Here is a 6,467-nt window from a genome sequence, read left to right as displayed (position 1 = left end):
CATGGCCGTGTCGCGGCTACCCCGGCATCCATGCCGGGGTGCCCACTGCGCAATACCTGCCTGCGGCCATCGTGGTTTAACGGGGCGCCTGAGATCAAAAGCCAGATCAAAAACAGAGCAACAGCAAAGCCAGAGCGCGAAGCTGCATTCCCCTGTAGGAGCTGGCTTGCCTGCGATGGCGGTGTATCAGCCAATACATTTATCGACTGATACACCGTCATCGCAGGCAAGCCAGCTCCTACAGAGTCCGCGCACGCTTCGATGATCAGGTCGGCTGTCAGGCCGCCTCGCTTTGCTTTTGATCTTAGGCGCCCCGTTAAACCACGCTGGCCGTCAGGGCGGAACCCCAAGTGGCCATGACCGCAGCAATGGATATGTACACAAACCCAATAAGCTAAAGAGGTGTGTAGATACCTATGCCCCGATGGCGGTATATCAGTCACCGCCTGTATTGCCTGTCCCCCTGCTATCGCGGGCAAGCCCGCTCCCACACACGCTCATCCCACAGTCAGCGGGGGCCTGGGTTCAGGGCTTTTTCCAGGCGCTTGGCCCGGGCGCTGGCGGCGAGGTCCAGCACGGCTTGGTCGCGCTGCCACATGGCGGCCCACGCCCCTTGAGCCATCGCTTGATTGACCTGCGGCTTTAGCGCTTCGAACTGCGCAAACAATCCTCCCAACAACACATGCCCCGCCGCCGATGCGCTGGGCTGGCGAATGACCTCGGCGCAGCCGGCCAGCAGCGCCAATAACTGCAGGCGCAGGGCCTGGGGCCAGTCGCACTCCTGGCCGATGCCATGTAGCCAGGCGGTCATCGCGCTCAGTACATAGCTGTCCTCCAGGGTGCGGAAGGGTTTGACGTAATCGTCCCAACCATCCCCCGGCAAGCGCTCGCAGGCGGCGTGGTCGAGGTGGACGCGGCCGTGGCTGATGTCGGGCATCAAGGCGATCGCGGGCAAGGGTTCTACGCGTACGCCGGGCTCGCCGGCCAGCACCACGGCCAGGGTCAGGCGTGGCTTTTCATCGGCGGCCTCGCAACGGGCGGCGATCAACAGCCAGTCGGCCGCATCGCCGGCGGTGACGAAGTCTTTGCGCCCGCTCAGGCGCAGGTCGTCCAGGCGCGTTTGCATGTCCAGCGGGCGCAGGCTGCGCTGTTCGGTCGCACACAAGGCGCCCAGGCTGTGGGGCGCGCTGGGCCATAACGCGCGCAACGCCGCTTGATAGCCCACCAGGAACGCCAGGCCGGGCGTGGCCATCAGCCGCGCGCCCTGGGTCGCCAACTCAAAGGGCGCTACCTGCCCCAGGCGTTGCAATAAAACGCTGTAGCCCTCGGCCAGGTTGGCGTGGACGGGCAGTCGGTCGGGTCGATCGAGCAAAGCGTGCCAGGGCATGGAGGGCTCCTTGGGGGCTGTCATCTAAGCGTCACCGTAGATTCATGGAGATGACACCGGGGGTACATAGCCTGACTTTGCACAACAAAGTCGACTGGCCGCAACCCTGGCCGGCACCTGGAGACTCGCCATGACTCAGATCGCCCGCATCAGTGACACCGGCAATGAACGCCGTCTGCAAGCCGAACGCCTGATCGGCGCCCAGGCTTTGCAGGAAGCCCAGGCCTTGCGTTTCAGCGTTTTCAGCGGCGAGTTCAATGCCAAGCTCAAAGGCGCAGAACTGGGCTTGGACATGGATGACTATGATGTTCACTGCAGCCACATTGGCGTACGGGACTTGAACACCGGGCGACTGGTTGCCACCACCCGGCTGCTGGATCACCAGGCGGCCAGCACCCTGGGCCGGTTCTACAGCGAAGAAGAATTCAGCCTCCACGGCCTGTTGCATTTGCAGGGGCCGATCCTGGAAATCGGCCGTACCTGTGTCGACCCGGCCTACCGCAACGGCGGCACTATCGCGGTGCTGTGGGGCGAGTTGGCCGAAGTCCTCAACCAGGGCGGCTACAGCTACCTGATGGGCTGCGCGAGCATCCCGATGCATGACGGTGGCATCCAGGCCCACGCAATCATGCAGCGCCTGCGCGAACGCTACCTGTGCAACGAACACCTGCGCGCCGAGCCGAAAAAGCCCCTGCCGAGCCTGGATTTGCCATCCAACGTCATCGCCGAAATGCCGCCGCTGCTCAAGGCCTACATGCGCCTGGGCGCGAAGATCTGCGGCGAGCCGTGCTGGGACGAGGATTTCCAGGTGGCCGACGTGTTCATCCTGCTCAAGCGCGACGAGTTGTGCCCGCGTTATGCCCGTCACTTCAAGGCGGCCATGTGATGGGCCGCCTGCGGGTCTACGGGCGGATCGCCCGCGTGCTGTTGGTGGTGGCGCTGGGCTTGAGCATGGCCGGGGTGTTTGGCCTGTTCGAACGCTTGGGCGTGGCCAATTCCATGGTGCGGCGCCAGCGCTGGTCGCGGTTTTTCATGGCGCGCCTGAGCAATGCCCTGCCCTTTCGCGTGAGCGTGCACGGTGAGTTGCCGCAACAGCCGATGCTGTGGGTCAGCAACCATGTGTCCTGGACCGATATCCCGCTGCTGGGGATGGTGGCGCCGCTGTCGTTCCTGTCCAAGGCCGAAGTGCGCACCTGGCCAGTGGCTGGTTGGTTGGCCGCCAAGGCCGGCAGCCTGTTTATCCGCCGGGGCTCGGGGGACAGCCAATTGATCCGCAAGCAGATGACCCGGCATCTAGAGCAAAAACACCCGCTGCTGATGTTCCCCGAAGGCACCACCACTGATGGCCGCAGCCTGCGCACCTTTCATGGCCGGCTGCTGGCCAGTGCGATTGATGCCGATGTGGCGCTGCAACCAGTGGCGATCCGCTATCTGCGCGATGGGCAGATTGATCCGCTCGCGCCGTTTATTGGTGACGATGATTTGCTCTCGCACCTGATGCGTCTGTTTGGCAACGATCAGGGCGACGTTGAGATTCATCTGCTCAAACCCATTGCCTGCGCCGGGCAGGAGCGTGCGGCGCTGGCGTACCAGGCGCAGCAGGCGGTGCAGAAGGCGTTGTTTGGAGCGGTGCCGCAAAGCGAGCAAGTGCCGGTTCGGCCGGCGTACGCGGCCTGAGGCAAACACGCAAAAAATGTAGGCGCTGGCTTGCCTGCGATAGCAGTGGCGACTGATACACCGCTATCGCAGGCAAGCCAGCTCCCACATTAGATCGGCGTGGATATTTGACTATCTGCATAGGCCTGCAACTGGGGATAGAACACCCGGAAATCCTCGCTCAACGGCTCATACAGCACCCGCAGTTCCTGCATCGCCCGGTCCAGTTCCTGAGGTTGGCTCAGGCGCCGGGCAATCCCCCGCAGTACGTGCTCCATTACCGCGAACTCGCGGTAAGAACCCAGCCAGTCATCGGCCGCCATATACGGTGCAATCTGCGCCAGGCGCCCTGGCAGCTGCGGTTCGGCCGCCAGCACCCGGTACACCTGGGAGGTAAAGCGTTCCAGCGGCTGGTCGGCATACTGTGCCCAATCGCGCGCCAGGCAATGGTCGAAGAACACGTCGAGGACGATCCCCGCATAGCGGCGCCGGGTCAGGGTGAACCGTGACAACGCCTGCCCGACCAACGGGTGGCTGTCGGTGAAACGGTCAATGGAGCGATGCAGCTGGATCGCCGCCTCGATTTGCGGGTGGTACTGGCCCTGCAGGCGGCCTTTGACGAAATCGCCATAGAGGCTGCCCAGCAGTTGTGCAGGAAGTTGGCCGCCGAGGTGTAGATGTGCGAGATAATTCATGACGCGCAGTTTAGCACTGCCGCCAACGTATCGTTATAACCCGATATACCGATTTATCTGGTAACAAGATCAAAATCGTATTGGTATATCGGGATATAGCGATTTAAAGTTCGCCTCATCGCGATATAACGTTTTACCCACACCGAGCCCTGCCATGTCCATTGACCTCGACGAAATAATAAAAGCCCTGGCACACCCAGTACGGCGAGACATTCTCAACTGGCTGAAAGACCCGAAAGTGCAGTTCCCCGAACAAGTGCACAACCACGAGTACGGCATCTGCGCCGGCCAGATCGATCAACGCTGCGGCCTGTCGCAGTCTACCGTCTCGGCGCACCTGGCCACCCTGCAACGGGCGAGCTTGATCAGCAGCCAGAAAGCCGGGCAGTGGCACTTTTTCCGCCGCAATGAAGACGTGATCCAAGCGTTTATCCAAGCCATCACCGAAGAACTCAGCCCACCGCTGTAAAGGACCCCACAATGCCTCTCTCGCTACTCATACTGGCCTTAAGCGCCTTCGCCATCGGTACCACCGAATTCGTCATCATGGGCCTGTTGCCCGATGTGGCGGCCGACCTCGGTGTGTCGATTCCAGGCGCCGGCTGGCTGGTGACCGGCTATGCCCTGGGCGTGGCCATCGGTGCACCTTTCATGGCACTGGCCACCGCCAAGCTGCCGCGCAAGGCTGCCCTGGTAGCGCTGATGGGCATTTTCATCATCGGCAACCTGCTCTGCGCCCTGGCCAGTGACTACAACGTGCTGATGTTTGCCCGTGTAGTGACCGCGCTGTGCCACGGCGCCTTCTTCGGCATCGGCTCGGTGGTGGCCGCCAACCTGGTGCCGGCCAACAAGCGTGCTTCGGCGGTGGCCCTGATGTTTACCGGCCTGACCCTGGCCAATGTGCTCGGCGTGCCCCTGGGCACCGCGCTGGGCCAGGAAGCCGGCTGGCGCTCGACCTTCTGGGCGGTGACGGTGATTGGTGTGATTGCGCTGATCGGCCTGATCCGCTTCCTGCCGGCCAAGCGTGATGAAGAGAAACTCGATATGCGCGCCGAACTGGCGGCCCTCAAGGGTGCCGGGATCTGGTTGTCGCTGAGCATGACCGCGCTGTTTGCCGCGTCGATGTTCACCCTCTTCACCTACGTCGCACCGCTGCTCGGCGATGTCACCGGCATCTCGCCCAAGGGTGTGACCTGGACCCTGCTGCTGATCGGCCTGGGCCTGACCGTGGGCAACATCATCGGTGGCAAGCTGGCGGACAAGCGCCTGGCGGCCACCCTGATCGGCGTGTTCATCAGCATGGCCGTGGTGTCCACCGCACTGACCTGGACCAGCGTCGCCATCATCCCCACCGAAATCACCTTGTTCCTCTGGGCCACCGCGTCGTTTGCCGCCGTGCCGGCATTGCAGATCAACGTGGTGACCTTCGGCAAGGCCGCGCCCAACCTGGTGTCGACCCTCAATATCGGCGCGTTCAACATCGGCAACGCCCTGGGCGCCTGGGTTGGCGGCAGTGTGATTGCCCATGGTTTCGGCCTGACCAGCGTGCCGTTGGCGGCTGCGGCCCTGGCGATCCTGGCGCTGCTGGTCACGCTGATCACGTTCCGCCAGAGCGGCGATGCCGACCTGGCCCCCGCCACTAATTAACCACTTAGAACAGACGAGTGTTTGCGATGACGACTATTTTCGATCCAATCAAACTGGGTGATGTGCAGCTGTCGAACCGCATCATCATGGCGCCGCTGACCCGCTGCCGTGCCGATGCCGGCCGCGTGCCGAATGCGCTGATGGCTGAATACTATGTGCAGCGGGCCTCTGCCGGGCTGATCCTCAGCGAGGCCACCTCGGTGACGCCGATGGGCGTGGGCTACCCGGACACCCCGGGCATCTGGTCCAACGACCAGGTGCGCGGCTGGACCAACATCACCAAGGCCGTGCACGGCGCCGGCGGCAAGATCTTCCTGCAACTGTGGCATGTGGGGCGGATCTCCCACCCGTCGTACCTGAACGGCGAGACCCCGGTAGCACCGAGCGCCATCCAGCCTGCCGGCCACGTCAGCCTGGTGCGCCCGCTGGCCGACTATCCGGCCCCACGCGCCCTGGAAACCGCAGAAATCGCCGATATCGTCGACGCTTACCGCGTGGGTGCCGAGAACGCCAAGGCCGCCGGCTTTGACGGGGTACAAGTGCATGGGGCCAATGGCTACCTGCTCGACCAGTTCCTGCAAAGCAGCACCAACCAGCGCACCGACGAGTACGGCGGCTCTGTGGAAAATCGCGCACGGCTGTTGCTGGAAGTGACCGATGCAGTGATCGAGGTCTGGGGCGCTGGCCGTGTGGGGATGCATTTGTCGCCACGGGCCGACCTCCATGACATGGGCGATGCCAACCTGGCAGAAACCTTTACCTACGTCGCCCGTGAATTGGGCAAGCGTGGCATCGCCTTTATCAGCGCCCGCGAGAAAGACGCCGACGACAGCCTGGGCCCGCACTTGAAAGCTGCGTTCGGTGGCCCGTTTATCGCCAACGAGCGCTTCACCAAGGACAGCGCCAATGCCTGGCTGGCAGCGGGCAAGGCCGATGCGGTAGCCTTCGGCGTTCCGTTTATCGCCAACCCGGACCTGCCGGCGCGCCTCAAAGCCGATACACCGCTGAACGAAGCCATTGCGCAAACCTTCTACACCCCAGGCCCGGTCGGCTATATCGACTACCCGACCCTGGCGCTCTGA

Annotated in this window: 8 protein-coding genes; 5 read left to right on the top strand and 3 right to left on the bottom strand. The window is 63.1% G+C overall.

From position 1 onward, the window contains the following. Window positions 1-230, bottom strand: a 230-nt coding sequence (locus HBO05_RS29115) for a hypothetical protein (protein WP_222932573.1), incomplete at its 3' end; no start/stop codon positions are given. A 278-nt stretch (window positions 231-508) separates the two neighbouring features. Then, window positions 509-1,387 carry an acyl-CoA dehydrogenase family protein gene (locus tag HBO05_RS26035; RefSeq protein WP_172314590.1) on the bottom strand — a complete coding sequence of 293 codons (879 nt, stop codon included), beginning with the start codon at window positions 1,385-1,387 and terminating at the stop codon, window positions 509-511. A 130-nt stretch (window positions 1,388-1,517) separates the two neighbouring features. Between HBO05_RS26035 and olsB the strand changes: the two genes are divergently transcribed. Continuing rightward, a complete protein-coding gene (olsB, locus tag HBO05_RS26030) occupies window positions 1,518-2,273 on the top strand; it encodes an L-ornithine N(alpha)-acyltransferase (RefSeq protein ID WP_057439788.1) in 756 nt (251 codons plus the stop codon). Then, window positions 2,273-3,064: a lysophospholipid acyltransferase family protein gene (locus HBO05_RS26025; RefSeq protein WP_170042891.1), complete on the top strand. Its 792-nt coding sequence runs from the start codon at window positions 2,273-2,275 to the stop codon at window positions 3,062-3,064. Before olsB ends, HBO05_RS26025 begins: the two co-directional genes overlap by 1 nt. Window positions 3,065-3,153: 89 nt before the next feature. Here HBO05_RS26025 and HBO05_RS26020 read toward each other — a convergent pair whose 3' ends face one another. Then, the gene (locus HBO05_RS26020) at window positions 3,154-3,738 is read right to left on the bottom strand and encodes an ACP phosphodiesterase (protein WP_169955530.1); all 585 of its coding nucleotides are present in this window, start codon (window positions 3,736-3,738) and stop codon (window positions 3,154-3,156) included. Window positions 3,739-3,892: 154 nt separating this feature from the next. On the opposite strand from HBO05_RS26020, the gene HBO05_RS26015 reads away from it, so the two are divergent. From HBO05_RS26015 to HBO05_RS26005, 3 genes are read left to right on the top strand one after another with little or no spacing between them, the layout of a single operon-like run. Then, window positions 3,893-4,207: a helix-turn-helix transcriptional regulator gene (locus HBO05_RS26015; RefSeq protein WP_172314588.1), complete on the top strand. Its 315-nt coding sequence runs from the start codon at window positions 3,893-3,895 to the stop codon at window positions 4,205-4,207. 11 nt (window positions 4,208-4,218) lie between these two features. Next, complete coding sequence (locus tag HBO05_RS26010) at window positions 4,219-5,385, top strand: MFS transporter (protein WP_169955529.1); 1,167 nt, start codon at window positions 4,219-4,221, stop codon at window positions 5,383-5,385. A 26-nt stretch (window positions 5,386-5,411) separates the two neighbouring features. Beyond that, entirely contained in the window at window positions 5,412-6,467 is a 1,056-nt protein-coding gene (locus tag HBO05_RS26005; RefSeq protein WP_172314586.1) for an alkene reductase, read from the top strand.

The organism is Pseudomonas sp. WS 5079, from assembly GCF_012985465.1.
Taxonomy (GTDB): Bacteria; Pseudomonadota; Gammaproteobacteria; order Pseudomonadales; family Pseudomonadaceae; genus Aquipseudomonas.
This window is presented reverse-complemented; position numbering and strand designations above follow the sequence as displayed.